The following is a 19,170-nucleotide window of genomic DNA, read 5'->3' on the forward strand; positions in this document are numbered from 1 at the left end:
GGAAGAATCGTGGAGAACCTGATTGCGCTGCTGGTGGCGGCGCCCCTGCTCGGAGCGGTGGTCCTGCTGTGCGGCGGACGCCGGCTGGACGCCGTCGGCCACTGGATCGGCACGGCCCTGGCCGCCTCCTCCTTCGTGCTCGGCATGGTCCTGTTCACCGACATGCTGGGCAAGGGCGCCGACCACCGGGAGATGAGCCAGTTCCTGTTCAGCTGGATCCCGGTCGAGGGCTTCCAGGCCGACGTCGCCTTCCAGCTCGACCAGTTGTCGATGACGTTCGTCCTGCTGATCTCGGGCGTCGGATCGCTGATCCACCTCTACTCCGTCGGGTACATGGAGCACGACGAGCGGCGCCGCCGCTTCTTCGGCTATCTGAACCTGTTCCTCGCGGCGATGCTGCTGCTCGTCCTCGCCGACAACTACCTGCTGCTGTACGTCGGCTGGGAGGGCGTCGGTCTCGCCTCCTACCTGCTGATCGGCTTCTGGCAGCACAAGCCCAGCGCCGCGACGGCCGCGAAGAAGGCCTTCCTGGTCAACCGCGTCGGCGACATGGGCCTGTCCATCGCGATCATGCTGATGTTCCTCTGGTTCGGCACCTTCGCCTTCGGGCCGGTGCTCGGCAGCCACGAGGAGGCCGGGCTCGCCGGTGCCGCCGGTGAGGACAAGCTGACCGCCATCGCCCTGATGCTGCTGCTCGCGGCCTGCGGCAAGTCCGCCCAGGTGCCGCTGCAGTCCTGGCTCGGGGACGCGATGGAGGGCCCGACCCCGGTCTCGGCCCTCATCCACGCCGCGACGATGGTGACGGCGGGCGTGTACCTGATCGTCCGCTCCGCCGCCGTCTTCAACGGCGCCCCGGACGCCCAGCTGGTCGTCACCGTCGTCGGTGCGGTCACGCTCCTCTTCGGTGCGATCGTCGGTTGCGCGAAGGACGACATCAAGAAAGCACTGGCCGGCTCGACCATGTCGCAGATCGGCTACATGGTGCTCGCCGCGGGCCTCGGCCCCATCGGCTACGTCTTCGCGATCATGCACCTGGTGACGCACGGCTTCTTCAAGGCGGGGCTGTTCCTCGGCGCCGGTTCGGTCATGCACGGCATGAACGACGAGGTGGACATGAGGAAGTACGGCGGTCTCAGGAAGTACATGCCGGTCACCTTCGTCACCTTCGGCCTCGGCTACCTGGCGATCATCGGCTTCCCGGGCCTGTCCGGCTTCTTCTCCAAGGACATGATCATCGAGTCGGCGTTCGCCAAGGGCGGCACCGAGGGCTGGATCCTCGGCGGCGTGGCCCTGCTGGGCGCGGCCATCACGGCGTTCTACATGACGCGCGTGATGCTGATGACGTTCTTCGGCGAGAAGCGCTGGCAGCCCGACGAGAAGGGCAATGAACCGCATCCGCACGAGTCGCCCAGGATCATGACGATCCCGATGATCGTGCTGGCCGTCGGGTCGGTGGCCGCCGGTGGGTTCTTCAGCATCGGCGACCGCTTCGTGCACTGGCTGGAGCCGATCACCGGGCACAGCCACGGCGACTCGCCGATCAGCGCGGGCGTGGTCACCGGCGCGACCGTCACGTGCATGGTCATCGGCGTCGCCCTCGCCTGGACGCAGTACGGACGGCGCCCGGTCCCGGCCGTCGCCCCGCGCGGATCGCTGCTCACCCGGGCCGCCCGGCGCGACCTGCTCCAGGACGACTTCAACCACGTCGTCCTGGTCCGCGGCGGCGAACACCTCACGCGGTCCCTGGTCTACGTCGACCACACCCTGGTCGACGGCGTCGTCAACGGCACGGCGGCCTCGGTCGGCGGCCTCTCCGGGCGGATGCGCAAGCTGCAGAACGGCTTCGCCCGCTCCTACGCGGTCTCGATGTTCGGCGGTGCGGCGGTCCTGGTCGCCGTGACCCTGCTGATGAGGGCGGTCTGATACCGATGTCCTTTCCTCTGCTGACAGTGACAGCGGCGCTCCCGGCCGTCGGAGCGATCGCCACGGCCGCCGTACCGGCCGCGCGGCGCACGGTCGCCAAATGGCTGGCGCTGCTCTTCTCGCTCGCCACGCTCGTCCTGGCGATCGTCGTCCTGGTGCGCTTCGACCCGGGCGGCGACCGCTACCAGCTCACCGAGTCCCACTCCTGGATCGCGGACTTCGGCGTCCGCTACGAACTGGGCGTGGACGGCATCGCGGTGGCGCTGATCGCGCTCACGGCGCTGCTGATCCCGTTCATCATCCTCGCGGGCTGGCACGACGCCGACCCGCTGGAGACCGGCAGCACGCGGTGGCGGCCGACGCAGGGCTTCTTCGCCCTGATCCTGGCCGTCGAGGCGATGGTGATCATCTCCTTCGAGGCCACCGACGTCTTCCTCTTCTACATCTTCTTCGAAGCCATGCTGATCCCGATGTACTTCCTCATCGGCGGCTTCGGGGACCGTGCCCACGAGCACGGCGAGAAGGCGGCGGCGACGCAACGGTCGTACGCGGCGGTGAAGTTCCTGCTCTACAACCTGGTCGGCGGTCTGATCATGCTGGCCGCGGTGATCGGCCTGTACGTGGTCGCCGGGAACTTCTCGCTCACGGAGATCGCCGAGGCCCGGGCCAACGGCTCGCTCGACATGGCCACCAACACCGAACGGTGGCTGTTCCTGGGCTTCTTCTTCGCCTTCGCGGTGAAGGCGCCGCTGTGGCCGCTGCACACCTGGCTGCCCAACGCGATGCAGGAGTCCACCGCCCCGGTCGCCGTGCTCATCACGGCCGTCGTCGACAAGGTCGGCACCTTCGCGATGCTCCGCTTCTGCCTCCAGCTCTTCCCGGAGGCGAGCAAGTGGGCGACGCCCGCGATCCTCGTCCTCGCCCTGATCAGCATCATCTACGGGGCGCTGCTCGCGGTCGGCCAGCGCGACATCAAGCGGCTGGTGGCCTACGCGTCGATCTCCCACTTCGGCTTCATCATCATGGGCATCTTCGCGATGACCAGCCAGGGCCAGTCCGGGGCGACGCTCTACATGGTCAACCACGGCATCTCGACCGCCGCGCTGATGCTGGTGGCGGGCTTCCTGATCTCCCGGCGCGGCTCGCGGCTCATCGCCGACTACGGCGGAGTGCAGAAGGTCGCGCCGGTGCTCGCCGGCACGTTCCTGATCGGCGGCCTGGCGACCCTGTCGCTGCCGGGCCTGGCACCGTTCGTCAGCGAGTTCCTGGTCCTGGTCGGCACGTTCACGCGGTACCCGGTGGTCGGCATCATCGCCACCTTCGGCATCGTCCTGGCCGCGCTCTACACCCTCGTCCTCTACCAGCGGACGATGACGGGCCCGGTGAAACCCGAGATCGCGAAGATGCCCGATCTCAGGGTGCGTGAACTGGTGGTCGTCGCCCCGCTGATCGTCCTGCTGATCTTCCTGGGCGTCTACCCGAAGCCCGTCACCCAGATCATCGACCCGGCGGTCAAGCAGACCATGTCCGACGTACAGCAGAAGGACCCCAAGCCCGAGGTGGAGGCGGCCAAGTGAGCGCAACAGCCGTCCACAGCCTGTGGACAACGGCGGCCGACCCGATCTCGAAGATCGACGCGCCGAAGATCGAGTACGGGCAGCTCGCCCCCACCCTGATCATCGTCGGTGCGGCGATCGTCGGGATCCTGGTCGAGGCGTTCGTACCGCGCAAGTCCCGTTACTACGTCCAGATGTTCGTGTCCGTCGTAGCGATCGCGGCCGCCTTCGCGGCGGTCGTGGCACTCGCGGCCGACGGGTACGGCACGACCAAGGCGCACATCGCGGCGATGGGCGCCATCGCCGTCGACGGACCGGCCCTCTTCCTGCAGGGCACGATCCTGCTGGCGGCCCTGGTCGGCCTGTTCACCTTCGCCGAGCGGCGCCTCGACCCTGAGACGCACGGCAACCGCGTCGACTCCTTCGCCGCCCAGGCCGCGTCCGTGCCGGGCAGCGAGAGCGAGAAGGCCGCGGTCAAGGCCGGGTTCACCACCACCGAGGTGTTCCCGCTGCTGCTGTTCGCCGTCGCCGGCATGCTGATCTTCCCGGCGGCCAACGACCTGCTGACGCTGTTCGTGGCGCTGGAGGTCTTCTCCCTCCCGCTGTACCTGCTGTGCGCGCTGGCCCGCCGCAAGCGGATGATGTCGCAGGAGGCGGCGGTCAAGTACTTCCTCCTCGGCGCCTTCGCCTCCGCGTTCACGCTGTTCGGCATCGCGCTGCTGTACGGCTACGCGGGCTCGATGTCGTACGCGACGATCGCGCAGGTCGTCGACGGCACGGTGCAGGACGTCAACCCGGCGCTCGCCGGCACCATGGGCAACGACGCGCTGCTGCTGGTCGGTGCCGCGCTGCTGGTGATGGGCCTGCTGTTCAAGGTGGGCGCGGTGCCGTTCCACATGTGGACACCGGACGTGTACCAGGGCGCGCCGACGCCGGTGACCGGCTTCATGGCGGCGGCGACGAAGGTGGCGGCGTTCGGCGCGCTGCTGCGCGTGCTGTACGTCGTCCTGCCCGGCCTGCGCTGGGACTGGCGGCCGGTGATGTGGGCCGTGGCGATCATCACCATGCTGGGCGGTGCGATCGTCGCGATCACGCAGACCGACATCAAGCGGCTGCTGGCGTACTCGTCGATCGCGCACGCCGGGTTCATCCTCGCGGGTGTCATCGCGACCACGCCGGACGGTGTGTCGTCGGTGCTGTTCTACCTGGCGGCGTACTCGTTCGTGACGATCGGCGCCTTCGCGGTGGTCACGCTCGTCCGGGACGCGGGCGGTGAGGCGACGCACCTGTCCAAGTGGGCGGGGCTCGGCCGGCGCTCGCCGCTGGTGGCGGCCGTGTTCGCGGTATTCCTGCTGGCCTTCGCCGGCATCCCGCTGACCTCCGGCTTCGCCGGGAAGTTCGCCGTGTTCAAGGCGGCGGCGGAGGGCGGGGCGGCCCCGCTGGTCGTGGTCGGTGTGATCTCGTCGGCGATCGCGGCGTTCTTCTACATCCGGGTCATCGTGCTGATGTTCTTCAGCGAGCCGCGGCCGGAGGGCCCGACGGTGGCCGTGCCGTCGCCGCTGACGATGACGGCGATCGGGGTGGGCGTGGCGGTCACGCTGGTGCTCGGTGTGGCGCCGCAGTACTTCCTGGATCTGGCGGGTCAGGCGGGGGTGTTCGTGCGCTGACCGTGCGCTTGCCGGTAAAGCGGCGGCCCGGCGTCCCCTCTCGGGGTGCCGGGCCGCCGCTTTCGGTGCCTGGTGGTTATTCGCCGCCCTTGCGGCGTGCCTTGATGTCGGTGAGATCCAGATCCACGGGGAACGGGGCACTCACCTTCATCCGCTCACGGAAGATGCCGATGCTGGTGTACGCGCCGGTGGTGGGCTCCAGTTCGAAGGCGTGCACGGCGGCAAGGTCCTTTTCGCTCTCCACACGCCAGTAGTGGGGGATGCCGGCCCGGGCGTACTTCAGTGGCTTGGTCTCGCGGTCACGGGAGACGGAGTCCGGCGAGACGACCTCGATGGCGAGAAGGACGGATGCCGCCGGATACCGGGTCTGCTCGGGGTCCTCCACCACGTCCTCGCGCACCACGATCACATCCGGTTCGGGCCGGTTCTGGCGGTCGATGTCGATGGTGAACTCGCGAATGACCTCGAATTCCGAGGGGGCCAGGGACTGGAGCTGCCAATTGAAGAAGTCGACAGCGCGTGAGTGGAAAAGAGTCTGCGGACTCACGAAGACGAGGCTCCCGTCGATCAGTTCCGTGTGCGGAGGCAGATTCGGGAGGCGGTCCAGGTCGTCGGCGGTCCAGCCGCCTTCCGGCGGGGTCGGCCAGCTGGGCGTGGACGCCTTCGGTGCGACGCTCATCAGTGCTCCCATGGGACGGAGTCTCGCCGGTGCATTCAGACTATCCGCCGGAAACGGGCGGGTCTCCCGCGAACGTGTGAACGACGATCGTGTCCTTGACGGGGACGGGCGGGGGTGACCTGTGGATAACTCCGGCCTTGTCGGTGCTGACCCCTATCGTGGACGCAGTGGTCGAGGGACGACGTACGGGGGGCACGACGATGGGTGGGACAGGCGGTATCGCCGAGATGGCAGTGACGCAGAGTGAGGCGCTGGCCACGCTGCACCGGGTCTTCGGGTACGAGGCCTTCCGGGGCGAGCAGGAAGCGGTCATCGAGCACGTGGTCGCGGGCGGTGACTCCGTCGTGCTCATGCCGACCGGCGCCGGCAAGTCGCTGTGCTACCAGGTCCCGGCCCTGGTCAGGCCGGGCACGGGTGTCGTCGTCTCCCCCCTCATCGCCCTGATGCAGGACCAGGTGGACGCGCTGCGGGCGCTCGGCGTGCGGGCCGGGTTCATGAACTCCACGCAGGACTTCGACGAGCGGCGGCTGGTGGAGGCCGAGTTCCTCGCCGGCGAGCTGGACCTGCTGTACCTGGCGCCCGAGCGGCTTCGGCTGGACAGCTCCCTCGACCTGCTCTCTCGCGGCAAGATCTCCCTCTTCGCGATCGACGAGGCGCACTGCGTCTCCCAGTGGGGCCACGACTTCCGGCCCGACTACCTGACCCTGTCGCTGCTCGGCGAGCGCTGGCCGGACGTGCCGCGGATCGCGCTCACGGCGACGGCCACGCGCGCCACGCACCAGGAGATCACCGAGCGGCTGAACATGCCGGCGGCCCGCCACTTCGTGGCGAGCTTCGACCGGCCCAACATCCAGTACCGGGTCGTGCCGAAGGCGGACCCGAAGAAGCAGCTGCTGAGCTTCCTGCGCGAGGAGCACGCGGGCGACGCCGGCATCGTCTACTGCCTGTCGCGCAACTCCGTCGACAAGACCGCCGAGTTCCTGAGCCGCAACGGCGTCGAGGCGGTGCCGTACCACGCGGGCCTGGACGCGGGCACGCGCGCGGCCCACCAGTCCCGCTTCCTGCGGGAGGACGGCCTGGTCGTGGTGGCGACCATCGCCTTCGGCATGGGCATCGACAAGCCGGACGTCCGCTTCGTCGCCCACCTCGATCTGCCCAAGTCGGTCGAGGGCTACTACCAGGAGACGGGCCGGGCCGGCCGTGACGGGCTGCCGTCGACGGCCTGGATGGCCTACGGGCTCAACGACGTCATCCAGCAGCGCAAGCTGATCCAGTCCGGCGAGGGCGACGAGGCCTTCCGGCGGCGGGCCCAGGCCCATCTGGACTCGATGCTGGCGCTGTGCGAGACCGTCCAGTGCCGCCGGGGCCAGCTCCTCGCCTACTTCGGCCAGGACCCGGACCCGGCCGGCTGCGGCAACTGCGACACCTGCCTGACCCCGCCGGAGACCTGGGACGGCACGGTCGCGGCGCAGAAGGTGCTGTCGACGGTGGTGCGGCTGCAGCGCGAGCGCGGGCAGAAGTTCGGCGCGGTGCAGATCGTCGACATCCTGCTGGGGAAGCGGACCGGCAAGGTGATCCAGTTCGACCACGACCAGCTGTCGGTGTTCGGCATCGGCGAGGAGCTGGCCGAGGCCGAATGGCGGGGTGTCATCCGGCAGCTCCTGGCCCAGGGACTGCTCGCCGTGGAAGGCGAGTACGGCACGCTGGTGCTGACCGAGGGCAGCGGGACGGTGCTGCGGCGGGAGCAGGAGGTGCCGCTGCGCAAGGAGCCGAAGAAGCCGGTGACCTCCCGGTCGGGGTCCTCGGGCTCCGGACGGGGCGAGCGCAAGGGCAAGGCGGCCGCCGCCGAGCTGCCCGAGGAACTGACGCCGGCCTTCGAGGCACTGCGCGCCTGGCGCGCCGAGCAGGCACGCGAACAGGGCGTACCGGCCTACGTCATCTTCCACGACGCCACACTGCGGGAGATCGCCACGGTGTGGCCGGCGTCGGTGGCCGAGCTCGGTGGGATCGGCGGGGTCGGCGAGAAGAAGCTCGCGACATACGGGGAGGGCGTGCTGGAGGTCCTCACCTCGCTGGGCGGACCGCCCGGCCCGGCTCCGGCCGCGGCGTCCGGCCAGGCTCCGGGACACGCCCCCGGCCCCGGTCAGGACCCGGGTGGGCCGGACGACTGGCCGGAGATGGCCGAGGAGCCGGAGCCCGACTGGATATAGGGCCGGGCTCCGGCAGGGGCAGGTATCGGCAGGGCCTCGGCAGGGGCCGAGCGTCAGCCGGCGGCGGTCACAGCGCCCGTGCCGCGTACGCCCTGACATCCGCGTCGGAGTCCGTCGTCGCCGTGGCGAGGGCCGCGCGGGCCTCCTCGGCGGTGCGGTGCCGGGTCAGTGCCAGGACGGCGGCCTTGCGGACATCGGCGTTGGCGTCCGCGAGGGCCTTGGCGAGGGCGGGGACCGCCACCTCCGGGCCGGCGACGGACAGGGCCGTGGCGGCTCCGGCCCGGACCTGCCAGGCCGACTCGGACAGGGCGGCCACGGCACGCGACGTGAGGGGCGCCGGGCAGCCGGTGGTGCCCAGCGCTCCGTAGGCAGCCGCACGCACCAGCGCGTCGGGGTCGTCGAGGAGGCCGGTGAGGGCCGCTTCGATCGAGCCGGCGGCGGAATCGGAGCCGGCCGGAAGGCCACCGGACAGTCGCTCGGCACCCACCGTGGCCAGCCCCTTGGCGATCGCCACCCGGACCTCGCGGGAGGGGTCGTCGACCGCCGCGCGGGCCAGTTCCTCGGCGGCGTCGACCGACACCAGCGCGCGTACGGCCTCGATACGGACGGCGATGTCGGCGTCGGCCACGGCGCCCGCGAACAGGACGGCGTCTCCGAGGCGCAGGGCACGCAGGACGTCCAGCGCGGCGGCGCGGACCACCGGGTCGGGCTCGGCCAGGGCGGCGGCGAGGCCGTCGCGCAGGTCGGGCTCGGGCGGGAGCGTCTCGACGAGTTCCCGCAGTGACGCGGCCGCGGCCGCCCGTACCTCGGCGGCGGTGTCGCGCAGGGCGGAGGCGAGGGCGCGGCCTGTTCCGGGCGGCAGCGTCTCGGTGAGCACGGCGACCGCCTCGCGCCGGACGGCGGGCGCGGGATCGGTCAGATACGGCTGAAGGGCGTCGAGTTCGGGCTCCTCATCGGCCAGGGCGACGAGTTCGAGGAGGCGGGCGGAGGACTGCTCGGGGGCGGGAGCGGGGGACGAGGACGGCGCGGTCTGCTGCGGCTGCTCAGCCCCGGCCGCCCCCACCTGGGCGGCCACCGGAGCCACATCCCGCGGCCCCGCCATCGCCACGTCCTCGGCGTGGACCTCGCCGATCAGACGGGAAGGGCCGCCGACGGCAGTGAAGCCGTCGACCGGAACGAGATAGGGAGCCACGGGACGGGCCGTGAACTCCATCGCACCAGAGGGGGACTTGTGCAGATCGAGGTGGTGGAACCAGGACGCGTCGTCGCGCTGGGGGTGGTCGAGGCGGTCGTGGTAGAGGCCCCAGCGGGACTCCGTGCGGGCCAGGGAGGACCGGGCGGCCATCTCCGCGCAGTCGCGGATGAAGGTGACCTCCGCGCAGCGCATCAGTTCGTGCGCGGTGTGGGCGCCCATCTCGGCGATGTCGGTGTGCATCCGCTCGAACGATTCCAGGGCGAGCGACAGGCGGGCGCCGGACTTCGGCGGGGCCACGTAGTCGTTCACGAAGCGGCGCAGCTTGTACTCGACCTGGGGCTGCGGCGGGCCGTCGGGGTTGCGCAGCGGGCGGTAGATCAGCTCGTGCGCCTCCCGGAGCTGTTCCGTCGGCAGGTCGCCCGCGTAGGCCTGGTACTGGGAGGCGTCCGCACCCGCGAGGTCGCCGTAGACGAACGCGCCGATCATGTAGTTGTGCGGCACGCAGGCCAGGTCGCCGGCCGCGTACAGCCGGGGCACCGTCGTACGGGCGTGGTCGTCCACCCGGACGCCGGAGGCGGAGTGGCCGCCGCACAGGCCGATCTCGGAGATGTGCATCTCGATGTCGTGGGTGCGGTAGTCATGGCCGCGGCCGGAGTGGAAGGTGCCGCGGGTCGGGCGTTCGGTGGAGTGGAGGATCGTCTCCAGGGCCGAGACCGACTCCTCGGGGAGGTGGCTCAGCTTCAGGTAGACCGGGCCCCGGTCGGAGGCGACCTCCGCCGCGAACTCGGCCATCATCTGGCCCGACCAGTAGTCGGAGTCGACGAAGCGCTCGCCGTGCCGGTTGACCTGGTAGCCGCCGAAGGGGTTGGCGACGTAGGCGCAGGCCGGGCCGTTGTAGTCCTTGATCAGCGGGTTGATCTGGAAGCACTCGATGCCGGTGAGCTCGGCGCCCGCGTGATAGGCCATGGCGTAGCCGTCGCCCGCGTTGGTGGGGTTCTCGTAGGTGCCGTAGAGGTAGCCGGAGGCGGGCAGGCCGAGGCGGCCGCAGGCGCCGGTCGCGAGGATCACCGCGCCCGCGCGGACCTGGACGAACTGCCCGGTACGGGTGTTGAAGCCCGCCGCGCCGACGGCGCGCCCCTCGGCGGTGAGGACACGCACCGGCATCACCCGGTTCTCGATGCGGATCTTCTCCCGCATCTCGCGCCGCCGCAGCTGCCGGTACAGGACCTTCTTGACGTCCTTGCCCTCCGGCATCGGCAGCACGTAGGAGCCGGAGCGGTGGACCTGGCGGACCGCGTAGTCGCCGTGCTCGTCCTTCTCGAACTTCACGCCGTACGACTCCAGCCGCTGCACCATGCCGAAGCCGCGGGTCGCGGTCTGGCGGACGGTGGACTGGTCGACGATGCCGTCGTTGGCGCGGGTGATCTCGGCGACGTAGTCGTCGGGTTCGGCGCGGCCCGGGATGACCGCGTTGTTGACGCCGTCCATGCCCATGGCGAGCGCGCCGGAGTGGCGGACGTGGGCCTTCTCCAGCAGCAGCACGTTCGCGCCGTGCTCGGCGGCGGTCAGTGCCGCCATGGTGCCGGCGGTGCCGCCGCCGATGACGAGGACGTCGCAGGTCAGTTCCTCGGCGTCGGCGAGGGACGGGACGGCCAGGGAGGTGTCCGCAGGGGGGTTCACGGAGGTGGTCACCGGGGTGCCTTTCAGGTGCCGAGCGAGGTGAGGACGTCGCGCCGCAGGGCCACGCGCGCCGGGTCGTCGTGCGCGCCCCGGTCACGCGGGCGGGGCACGTCCCGTACGGCGACGAGGCCGCCCGCGCCGAGCAGGGCCACACGGTCGCCGAGGAAGAGGGCCTCGTCGACGTCGTGGGTGACGAAGACGACGGTCGCGCCCGTGCCGTGCAGCACCTCCACCAGCAGGTCCTGCATGCCCGCCCGGGTCTGGGCGTCGAGCGCGCCGAACGGCTCGTCCATCAGGACGGCGCGCGGGCGTGCGGCCAGGGCGCGGGCCAGTTGGACGCGCTGGCGCTGCCCGCCGGAGACCCGGTGCGGCAACTGCCGTGCCTGCGTGCCGAGTCCGACCCGCTCCAGCCACGCCTGGGCCTGTTCCCGGCGCTCGGCGCGGGACACGCCGCGGATGGCGAGGGGCAGTTCGACGTTGGCGCGCAGGGTGCGCCAGGGGAGCAGGGCGTCCTCCTGGAAGACCAGGGCGCGGTCGGCCGCGGGGCCGGTCAGCGGGTGCCCGTCCTGGGTGATCTCCCCGGCGAGCGGCGACAGCAGGCCGGCCAGGGTGCGCAGGAGGGTCGACTTGCCGCAGCCGGACGGGCCGACGACGGTGAGGATCTCGCCGGGGGCGATGTCCAGGTCGACGTCGTCCAGGGCGGGTGCGCCGGGGCGGCCGAGGGAGGCGCCGGCCAGGGTGAGCCGAGTGCCGCGCACCGGCGGGCCGGCGACGGCCTCGGCCGAGGCGTTCGGGGCGGAGTGCTTCGAGGCGTTCACGCCGGTCTCGGGCGAGGTGCCGACGGTCTCAGACGAGGTGCTCATCGCGTGCCTCCTCGGACACGGGTCCGCCGGGTGCGGCGGCGGGGGCGGCCGGCGCGGGCTTCACGGACCGGGCGGTGCGGGGCGGCCGGGCGCCCGGGACGTAGGCGGTGCGGGGCAGCCAGCGGGTGAGGCGGCGGCCCAGCAGTTCCACGGCGGTGGAGGTGAGCCAGCCGAGCACTCCGATGGTGACCATGCCGACGAACACGCCCGGGTAGTCGACGACGGTGTAGTCCTGCCAGGTGCGGTAGCCGACCCCGTACTGGCCGGAGATCATCTCGGCGGAGATCACGCAGATCCAGGACACGCCGATGCCGACGGACAGGCCGCCGAACACGCCGGGCAGCGCGCCCGGCAGGACGACGGAGCCCAGGATCCGCCACCGGCCGCCGCCCATGGTGCGCACCGCCTCCTCCCACATGGGGGTCAGGGCGCGCACCGCGTGCCGGGTGGAGACCAGGACCGGGAAGAACGCGGCGGTGCAGGTGATGAAGACGATGCCCTGTTCGTTGGAGGGGAAGAGCAGGATCGCCACGGGCACGAGCGCGATGGCCGGGATCGGGCGGATCACTTCCAGCACCGGGCCGAGCAGATCCTCGGCGAGCCGCGAGCGCGCCACGAGCACGCCCGTGGCGACGCCCAGGACGGCGGCCAGCAGGAAGCCCGTGAGGATCCGGGTGAGGCTGTCGGTCAGGTCCGTCCAGTAGTCCGGCCCGGACAGCCGGGCGGCGAAGGCCCGGGCCACGTCGGTGACCGTCGGGAACTGCGAGAAGCGCAGCCACAGATCGACGTTCAGGCTGGTCAGCGCCTGCCACAGGCCGAGGGCGACCGCCAGCGACGCCACGCGGAGCACATAACGCCTCACGACGCCTGCTCCAGAGCGTCGGCGTAGGAGACGACCCGCGCCCCGCCGTGCCCGGCGATGTACGCCTGCGCGGTCTCGGGCGCGACGAAGGGCAGCAGCTTGGAGCCCTCGGCCACCCACACGGCCTTGTCGGCGAACCACAGGGTGCCGGTGGTGGTGTCGGGGACGTAGGCGGCGCGGACGGCGTCGCGGTGCCCGGCCACGTAACGCAGCAGCTGAGAGGGGGAGGTGAAGGTGACGGTCTTCGAGGCGCCCTTGGGCCAGGCCTCGCTCGCGGACGGCGCGGGCTTCGTGGCGAGCTGCTTGGCGTACGCCGTCGGGCCGAGGGCCTTCTTCACGTACTGGTCGTCGACGAAGGAGTCGACGTCCACATCGCCGGTGAGCTTCGCCGACTTGAGGATCGAGACGTCCTTCTTCAAGGCGGAGACGAGCTGGGGCTTGATCGCCGGGTCGAAGGTGGCGATGCCGTGAGCGCCGTTGTAGAGGTAGACGACCTCGGCGGGCAGGCCGGTCGCCTTCGCGACCTTCTCGGCGGCGTCCACCGGGTGGTCGTTCAGATAGTCCGTCGCCTGCGCCTGCGCCTTCAGGAACGCGTCCAGCACGGCGGGCCGCTCCTTGGCGAAGTCCTCGCGGGCGGTGACGCCGTGGAAGGTGGGCAGGTTCAGCCGGGCCCCGTCGTACAGGGCCTTCGCCTTGCCCTGGTAGGCGAGCAGGCCCGGCCAGGCGACGAACTGGGACAGGGCGTCCGCGCTGCCCGCGGTGAGAGCCGAGGCGCCGACGGAAGGCTGCTGGTTGAGCTTCTCGACGCCGCTGTTCGGATCGATGCCGGCGCGCTGCAGGGCCCGGACGAGGGTGCCGTCGGCGGCCGAGCCGACGCTCGTGGAGACCTTCTTGCCCTTGAGGTCCTTCAGGGAGGCGAGCTTGGAACCGGGCGCGGTGACGATGGTGTTGAGGCCGCCGCGGAGGTTGTAGCCGGTGACCGAGACCAGGCGGGTGGGGCTGTTCAGCTGCTTGCCGCGGGCCGCGTTGATGAGCAGCGGGAAGTCGCCCATCGACCCGATGTCGATCTTCCCGGCGGTCATCTGGGCGGTGATGGGGGCGCCGGTGGCGTAGTCCTGCCAGTCGACCTTGTAGGTGATGCCGTCGTGGCGGGCGTTCAGCTGCTTCTCGAAGTAGCCGAGGGAGCGGAGCAGGGTGCCCGCCGTGACGGTGTTGATCGTCCTGGACTGGTAGCCGACGGTGACGGTGACCGTGGAGCCGCTGCCGGCCTCGGCGTCACCGCCGCAGGCGCTGAGCGGGAGCAGGAGGACGACGGCGGACACCGCGACCGCGGTGCGTTTCGCTGTGGTTCGGGACATGGCGGTTCGGGCCTCTCACCGGAGCAGATAGGGCATGTTGACCGTGACGGCTCCGGTGGGGCATCGGGCCGCGCACGGGCCGCAGTACCAGCACTCGTCGACATGCATGTACGCCTTGCCGTTGCTCTCGTCGATGGCGAGGGAGTCCAGCGGGCACATGTCCACGCAGAGCGTGCAGCCGTCGATGCACTTCGACTCGTCGATGGTCACGGGCACGTCGGCCCGCTGGGGCACCAAGGGCATGGCTGTCTCCAGGAATCCGCGCGAGCGGGTTGGTTACTAGGACCGGTGCAGCAGGCCGCTCATGGTGATGCGGTCGCCGCGGAAGCGGATGAACTCCAGGTCGACCGGGCGGCCGTCCGCGAGGTGGGTGAGGCGTTCCAGCATGAGGACGGCGGTGCCGCGCGGGGCCTCGAGCACGGCGGCCGAGTGGGTGTCCGCGCTGACCGCTTCCAGGGTGATCTCGGCGTGGCCGAGGGGCTGGCCGGTGACGGCTTCCAGAAGGCGGAAGACGTCGGTGTTCTCCAGGTCGGCGCCGAGCAGTTCGGTGCCGATGTCCAGAGGGATGTAGGTGAGGTCGAGGGACAGGGGGAGGCCGTTCAGACGGCGCAGGCGTTCGATGTAGAGGACGTCGGTGCCGGGCGCGAGGTGGAGGCGTTCGGCGACCGGCGCGGGTGCCGGGGCGGGGCCCATGGTGCGGACCTCGTTGGTGACCCGGCCGTGTTCGCGGAGGGTTTCCGCGAGGCCCATCAGGCGGTCGAGACCGTGGGGGTACTTGTGGGCCACGACCACGGTGCCGACGCCGGGCCGGCGCTCCACGAGGCCCTCGGCCCGCAGCAGGTCGAGCGCCTCGCGGACCGTGTTGCGGCCGGCGCCGTAGTCGGCGGCGAGGGTCGACTCGTGGGGGAGGGTACCGCCGGGGAAGGCGCCGGTGAGCGTCTGCTGGCGGAGCAGGTCCGCCAGTTGCCTGGCCCGGTCGGCGCGCAGCCGTCGCCGCGCGCGGTGGGCGGCGACGGTGGTCGCGGCTCCCGGTCCGGCGTGGTCTCGGCTGCGGTCGATGGGCATGGATCGGACCATACCTATCCGATAGGAAAAGGAGTGTTGCGGGAGTGTTGCGCCACCGGGAATGTGACCGGTTCGACTGTTGAGCTGCGGTTTCGGCGGGCCCGTGGGGAGATCTGCCACCACGGCTCGGGCCGGTACGGCTACGACAGCGCCGTCAGACCCGGGGCGAACGCGATCAGCAGAGGCAGCAGCGGTACGAGCGCGGCCGTGGTGGTCGTCAGGGCCCGGTGCCTGCGGCCGAGCCGGGGCGGCGGTTCCAGGAGCCGGTCGACCCGTTCGCCCAGCAGCCGGTGGCTGGAGGCGCAGGAGAGGACGCCGCGGTGCTGGTTGAGCTCGATCAGGGCCAGTGCGGTGGTCAGGTGCCCGCAGCGGCGGGAGGCGGTGTCGTCGGCGGCCAGTTCGACCAGGCGGTGGGTCTGGTCGCAGAAGTGGGCGAACAGCGGGATGCGGGGGAAGCCGGTGGCCAGGGCCGTGGACAGGTGCAGCAGCCAGTCGTGGCGGGCGCGGGCGTGGCCGCGCTCGTGGGTGAGGACGGCGTCGAGCTGGTGGCCGGTGAGACGGTGCAGGGCGCCCGTGGTGACGATCAGCTGGGACGGACTGCCGGGCATCCACCAGGCGTCGGGGTACTCGTCCTCGAGGACCAGCAGGGGACCGCGGGCGGCGGGCAGGCCGGCCGGCAGGTCGGGGGCGCGTTCGCGCAAGTGGGCGCGGGCCTGGGCGCGGCGCCGGCGGGCCTCGACGAGTTCGCGCGCGAGCATCGCGGTCGTCCAGGCGGCGCCGCAGGCCAGCAGCAGGGTGAGGGTGGCGGCCCACGGCGGGGCGGTGGAGAGGTCGTACGCCGCGGTCACGGCGGGCGGCGCCGGGGCGAAGAGCTGGGCGCGGACCGTGCCGAAGACGGCGGCGGCACCCAGGGCGAGAGCCGTCACGCAGCACAGCAGGACGGTGGCGACCAGGCACTGCCACACCCACAACGCGACCACCGGTTCCCGCTCGGGCCACGCGGACCGGGTCAGCGCCCGGGGCACGGGCACGGCGGCCGTCACGGCGACAACGCTCAGCAGGAGCAGGCAGACGGTCATTGCCACGGGCTCCGGTTCCTGGTCGGAAGAGGGGCGGCTACGGGTGGTGCGGGGAAGAGCGGCTGCTGTGCGCGCGGGTGCCACGGTCGAGGTGTTCGCCGAACGGGCCGTGTACCGCGCGCGGGCGGACACACCGCCCGACGCCCAGTATGACGGGCCGGGCGGTGTGAGTCAGGGGTCGAACGCCATCGGAAGAGCCGGGAGGGGCGACTGTCGGCCAGATCCGCGTCGCCCGGGGCGTCACCCGGGAGGGCTCACTGCGCTCCCGGTGCCACCCGGCCCGTCACCTCGCCGAGCCCCACCCGCACGCCGTCCGGCCCGGGGGCCCAGGCCGAGAGGGTCACCACGTCGCCGTCCTCCAGGAACGTCCGCTTGCCGTCCGGGAGTTCGAGGGGGTCGCGGCCGTTCCAGGTCAGCTCCAGCAGGGAGCCGCGCTCCCGGTCCGCCGGGCCGCTCACCGTGCCCGAGCCGTACAGGTCGCCGGTGCGCAGGGAAGCGCCGTTCACGGTCATGTGGGCCAGCTGCTGGGCAGCCGTCCAGTACATGGTGGAGAACGGCGGCTCGGAGACGACGTGGCCGTTGACGGCGACGGTGATCCGCAGGTCGTAGCCGCCGGGCTCCTCGTCGCTGTCGTCCAGGTACGGCAGCAACTCGTGCGTCCGGGCCGGCGGGGCCACCCGCGCCTCCTCCAGGGCCTCCAGCGGGGTGATCCACGCCGACACCGACGTGGCGAAGGACTTGCCGAGGAACGGGCCGAGGGGGACGTACTCCCAGGCCTGGATGTCGCGCGCGGACCAGTCGTTGAGGAGGCAGAGGCCGAAGACGTGCTCGCGGAAGCCGTCGAGGGAGACCGGCTCGCCCATCCGGGACGGCGCGCCGACCACGAAGCCGACCTCCGCCTCGATGTCCAGGCGGACGGACGGGCCGAACACGGGAGCGGCGTCGGCGGGCGCCTTGCGCTGGCCGGAGGGGCGTACGACATCCGTGCCGGAGACGACGACCGTGCCCGAGCGGCCGTGGTAGCCGATCGGCAGATGCTTCCAGTTGGGGGTCAGGGAGTCGGCGGCGTCGGGGCGGAAGATCTGGCCGACGTTCCGGGCGTGGTTCTCGGAGGCGTAGAAGTCGACGTAGTCCGCGACCTCGAAGGGGAGGTGCAGGGTCACCGAGGACAAGGGATGGAACAGCGGTTCGACGGTCTCGCGGTGGGACGGCACGGTCACCCAGGCGGTCAGCGCCCGGCGCACGTCCGACCAGGCCGTGCGGCCCGCCGCCAGCAGCGGGTTGAGGGTCGGGCGGGCGAGCAGGGCGGCGTACGGGGAGCCGAGCGCGTGGGCCGCGGCGCCTGCGTCCAGCACATGGTCGCCGAGCCGGACGCCCACGGACCGGTGGGACGAGCCGGGGAGGGAGAACACGCCGTACGGCAGATTGTGCGGGCCGAAGGGGTCGCCCTCGGGGACATCGAAGGGGGGCATCGGGTGCTGCCTCGCTTTCGGGTGCGCCATGTCGTCGCCACGTGTTCGTGGTCGTGCCACACGTTACGGGTGGCACGCCGGTCGTGGGCAGAGTCCGAGGAGGCGGACCCGGGCGAACGGGGCAGGTGGGTGTGGGGGTGGCCGGTCGGTGCGACTCGGACGGGGCGGACGAGACGACACTTTCGTACGTGCCGGAAGTTATCCACAGGACGCGACGCAATCTTGACGGAGCGGTGCGAACGGGGCGACTCTGGGCGGGTGCCGGAAGGCCTCGGGGAGGGGGCGTTCCCATGGCACACCAGGGGGGCGGATGGCCATAGGGGAGGCCGGTCCGGGCTCGGTACGGCGTGGTCCACAGCCGAAGCGGCTGGAAGAGACCATGCGTGTCCGGCTCGGCCGGGAATGTGTGTATGTACCGTCGTGCCGTTTCGGGCTGTACGTGGCGCTGCGCCACTGGTGCCCGCCCGGCGGACGGGTGTTGATGTCGCCGGTCAACGACGACGTGATCTTCTTCGTCGTGCTCGCGGCCGGACTGCGTCCGGTGCAGGCGCCGTTGAACCCGCTCGACGCGTCCATCGATATCGAGGCCGTGCCCGAGGAGACGTGGGGCTCGGTGTCGGCCGTGCTCACGACGAACCTGTACGGGAACCCGGACCCGGCGCCGCGCCTCAGGCGGAAATGCGACGAGCTCGGGATCCCGCTGTTCGAGGACGCGGCGCACGCCATCGGCAGCAGGGTGGGGGACCGGCCGGTCGGGGCGTGGGGGGAGGCATCCGCGTTCAGCCTGTCCAAGCATGTGGGCGCCAAGGCCGGAGGCATGCTCTCGCTCGCCGATCCGGGGCTGCGGGACGCGGTGGAGAAGACCTGCGCGGGGCTGCTCGTCCCGCGCCGGGCGAGCTCCGAACTTGCGTACGCGGTCCGGCCGTTCGCCGAGGCGACGGTGCGCGGGCTGCGGCTGCGGCGCGCCGCCTGGGCCGCGATCCGCCTGCTGGGCCTCGCGGACCGCGAGGAGATCCGGATGCCGCTGCGCCCGGACGAACTCGCCCAGGCTGAGCGCCGGGCCCCCGGGCTCGAGGCGCACCACCCTTGGGTGCGGGTCGACATGCACGACTACCGCCAGGAGTCCGGCCTGCTGCGGCTGCGGCGCATCGGGCGCAAGCTCGACCGGCTCGACGACGTGCTCGACGCCTGCCGGGCGGGCACGGAGCTGCTGCTGTCCACACCTTGGGCCAAGCCGCGCGACCCGCACGGCACCCAGCCGCTGTTCCGCGTCCCGCTGTTCGTGGCGGACCGGGACGCGGCGATCGCGGCACTGGCGCGACGGGGCATCGTCGTCGGCTACCTCTACGACCCGCCCCTGGACGACTACGCCGGTGCGGAGTTCACCGATCCCTCACCGGCCCCCGAGGCGGCCCGCTGGTTCGCGCGGCACGCGCTGCCCGTGGACCCGCTGCGGGCGCGGACGGTCGTCGAGGTGCTGGAGCGGTCCGGGGCGCAACCGGTCGAAGCGCCGGGGGAGCTGTCCAGGAGCAGGCCGACACCGGGAGGGCTGGGTTAGTCC

The 19,170-nt window shown here is 71.6% G+C and carries 14 protein-coding genes; 5 read left to right on the forward strand and 9 right to left on the reverse strand.

Features of this window, described 5'->3' with window-relative positions:
• The first annotated feature begins 9 nt into the window (after window positions 1-9).
• Genes nuoL through nuoN form a run of 3 tightly spaced genes read left to right on the forward strand, consistent with a single transcriptional unit; the run spans window position 10 to window position 5,146 of the window.
• Complete coding sequence (gene nuoL / locus OHU35_RS25345) at window positions 10-1,923, forward strand: NADH-quinone oxidoreductase subunit L (RefSeq protein WP_189728585.1); 1,914 nt, start codon at window positions 10-12, stop codon at window positions 1,921-1,923.
• Between the two features lie 5 nt (window positions 1,924-1,928).
• Window positions 1,929-3,500: an NADH-quinone oxidoreductase subunit M gene (locus tag OHU35_RS25350; RefSeq protein ID WP_359887399.1), complete on the forward strand. Its 1,572-nt coding sequence runs from the start codon at window positions 1,929-1,931 to the stop codon at window positions 3,498-3,500.
• Entirely contained in the window at window positions 3,497-5,146 is a 1,650-nt protein-coding gene (nuoN, locus tag OHU35_RS25355; RefSeq protein WP_189728589.1) for an NADH-quinone oxidoreductase subunit NuoN, read from the forward strand. The genes OHU35_RS25350 and nuoN overlap by 4 nt, the downstream gene beginning before the upstream one ends.
• Before the next feature lie 76 nt (window positions 5,147-5,222).
• Here the strand turns inward: nuoN and OHU35_RS25360 are convergent, their stop codons facing one another.
• On the reverse strand, window positions 5,223-5,825 hold the full coding sequence (locus tag OHU35_RS25360; protein ID WP_405507000.1) for a Uma2 family endonuclease: 603 nt from the start codon (window positions 5,823-5,825) through the stop codon (window positions 5,223-5,225).
• Window positions 5,826-6,025: 200 nt separating this feature from the next.
• Between OHU35_RS25360 and recQ the strand changes: the two genes are divergently transcribed.
• Window positions 6,026-8,035: a DNA helicase RecQ gene (gene recQ / locus OHU35_RS25365; RefSeq protein ID WP_359887393.1), complete on the forward strand. Its 2,010-nt coding sequence runs from the start codon at window positions 6,026-6,028 to the stop codon at window positions 8,033-8,035.
• Between the two features lie 67 nt (window positions 8,036-8,102).
• Here the strand turns inward: recQ and OHU35_RS25370 are convergent, their stop codons facing one another.
• The 8 genes from OHU35_RS25370 to fahA all read right to left on the reverse strand — a co-directional run bounded on the left by OHU35_RS25370 (window position 8,103) and on the right by fahA (window position 17,609).
• Window positions 8,103-10,922 carry a fumarate reductase/succinate dehydrogenase flavoprotein subunit gene (locus OHU35_RS25370; protein WP_405507001.1) on the reverse strand — a complete coding sequence of 940 codons (2,820 nt, stop codon included), beginning with the start codon at window positions 10,920-10,922 and terminating at the stop codon, window positions 8,103-8,105.
• Between the two features lie 11 nt (window positions 10,923-10,933).
• Window positions 10,934-11,773 (reverse strand): ABC transporter ATP-binding protein, encoded by an 840-nt coding sequence (locus tag OHU35_RS25375; protein WP_405507003.1) that lies wholly within the window; start codon window positions 11,771-11,773, stop codon window positions 10,934-10,936.
• Complete coding sequence (locus OHU35_RS25380) at window positions 11,757-12,635, reverse strand: ABC transporter permease (protein ID WP_189728597.1); 879 nt, start codon at window positions 12,633-12,635, stop codon at window positions 11,757-11,759. The genes OHU35_RS25375 and OHU35_RS25380 overlap by 17 nt, the downstream gene beginning before the upstream one ends.
• Window positions 12,632-13,993: an ABC transporter substrate-binding protein gene (locus OHU35_RS25385; RefSeq protein WP_405507005.1), complete on the reverse strand. Its 1,362-nt coding sequence runs from the start codon at window positions 13,991-13,993 to the stop codon at window positions 12,632-12,634. The genes OHU35_RS25380 and OHU35_RS25385 overlap by 4 nt, the downstream gene beginning before the upstream one ends.
• 15 nt (window positions 13,994-14,008) lie before the next feature.
• Window positions 14,009-14,236 (reverse strand): ferredoxin family protein, encoded by a 228-nt coding sequence (locus tag OHU35_RS25390; protein ID WP_030790138.1) that lies wholly within the window; start codon window positions 14,234-14,236, stop codon window positions 14,009-14,011.
• Window positions 14,237-14,272: 36 nt separating this feature from the next.
• A complete protein-coding gene (locus OHU35_RS25395; RefSeq protein WP_372498816.1) occupies window positions 14,273-15,070 on the reverse strand; it encodes a GntR family transcriptional regulator in 798 nt (265 codons plus the stop codon).
• A 128-nt stretch (window positions 15,071-15,198) separates the two neighbouring features.
• Window positions 15,199-16,137, reverse strand: coding sequence for a M56 family metallopeptidase (locus OHU35_RS25400; protein WP_184591929.1), 939 nt, complete (start codon window positions 16,135-16,137; stop codon window positions 15,199-15,201).
• A gap of 254 nt (window positions 16,138-16,391) precedes the next feature.
• Entirely contained in the window at window positions 16,392-17,609 is a 1,218-nt protein-coding gene (gene fahA / locus OHU35_RS25405; RefSeq protein ID WP_405507007.1) for a fumarylacetoacetase, read from the reverse strand.
• A 310-nt stretch (window positions 17,610-17,919) separates the two neighbouring features.
• On the opposite strand from fahA, the gene OHU35_RS25410 reads away from it, so the two are divergent.
• Window positions 17,920-19,167: a DegT/DnrJ/EryC1/StrS family aminotransferase gene (locus OHU35_RS25410; protein WP_189728605.1), complete on the forward strand. Its 1,248-nt coding sequence runs from the start codon at window positions 17,920-17,922 to the stop codon at window positions 19,165-19,167.
• The last annotated feature ends 3 nt before the right edge of the window (window positions 19,168-19,170 follow it).

Source organism: Streptomyces purpurascens, assembly GCF_045040895.1.
GTDB lineage: Bacteria > Actinomycetota > Actinomycetes > Streptomycetales > Streptomycetaceae > Streptomyces > Streptomyces purpurascens.